General features: G+C 67.9%; 1 protein-coding gene. It reads right to left on the bottom strand.

Annotation, left to right across the window (positions count from 1 at the left end; all coding sequences use genetic code 11):
• Positions 1 to 43: 43 nt before the first annotated feature.
• Positions 44 to 1297, bottom strand: coding sequence for an IS701 family transposase (locus IE260_RS41000; RefSeq protein WP_189881018.1), 1254 nt, complete (start codon positions 1295 to 1297; stop codon positions 44 to 46).
• Between the last annotated feature and the right edge of the window lie 21 nt (positions 1298 to 1318).

Raw genomic sequence — 1318 nt, 5'->3', positions numbered from 1 at the left:
CGGCGGGCGACCGCTTGGCGTCGTCGGCGCCAGCTCGACCAGCTCAGGGCGTGGTGTCGTCCTCGGCGGCCACAAAGGTGCGGTGGTCGGGGACGACAAGCTGCCAGGAGTCGCCGAACCTCCGCCACTGTGAACTCGATTGCCCCGGCTGTCCCACCGGCGTCGCCCCCTTTTCCTGGACCTGGTGCGCCGTGGCGGCCAGGAAGGCGTGCGCGAGCATGGCCAGAGTGATGTGCCGATACCAGCCCACGTAGCGACGGACTTCGTACTGGTCCAGGCCGCACTCGTTCTTCGCGGCCTGGAAGCATTCCTCGATCGCCCAGCGCGTCCCGGCGATTCGCACCAACTCCTGAACCTTGGCCTCCAAAGGGGCGTAAGCGAGGTAGTAGGCGATCTCGTCGGGCTTGCTGATGCTGCGCCGGGCCAGTGCCCACCGCATGCGGTGGGGGACCTCGCCCTGATAGTCGAACTCAGCGACGGCCGGCAGCCGGACCGCTGCCCAGTGGTAGGCGCGAGGGCCTTTCGCACCGTCACCGCACGAGATCCTCTCCCATGCTTCGGCCGGGGCCTGCGCGAACAGGCCCTCGATGCGAGGACAGCCCACGGTGAACTGGGACTTGGGCACGGCCAGCACGTAGCCGACGCCCGACTGTTCCAGCAGTCGGCGGAAGCGGCTCTCCTGACCGTAGGCGGCGTCGGCGGTGACCCAGGCGATGGGCAGTGGTGAGGCGAGGGACCGCAGCACGATGTGCCGGGCCAGTTCGCCCTTAGTCGCGAACTCCCGCTCGTTGGGGACTTTGGCCGCGCGGCAGCGTTCGCGGTCCTCGGTCCAGGTCTTGGGCAGGTAGAGCTCGCGGTCGACCAGGGCCCGGCCCTTGACCGACGCGTAGGCGGCGAAGACGCCGATCTGGCAGTTCTCGGTGCGGCCGGCAGTGCCGGAGTACTGGCGTTGAACCCCGGCGGAGGTGATGCCCTTCTTGATGAACCCGGTGTCGTCGATGATGAGGACCCCATCGTTCTCGCCGAGCTTGTCGGCGACGTATTCCTGCAGGTCGTCGCGGATGTCGTCGGGGTTCCACTTTGCTCCGGCGAGCAGGTGCTGCAAGCCGTCAGGGGTAGCGTGACCTGCCTGCTCGGCCAGTTGCCAGCTGTTCTTTCGGGCCACTGGGGCGAGCAGGCCGCGTACGTAGTCCCGCATGCGGCGGCGTAGTTCCACCCGGCCGAAGCGATGGCCGATATTCACGAAGAGGTCGTCCAGTTCCAGGTCCCACTGCTCGGCAACACGCTCGGTGATCACGCGGGGAGACTGCCCAGCACC

It is taken from the genome of Streptomyces viridiviolaceus, from assembly GCF_014650995.1.
Classification (GTDB): Bacteria; Actinomycetota; Actinomycetes; order Streptomycetales; family Streptomycetaceae; genus Streptomyces; species Streptomyces viridiviolaceus.
The sequence above is the reverse complement of the archived record's forward strand: the minus strand, read 5'-3'. Positions and strand labels throughout refer to the sequence as shown.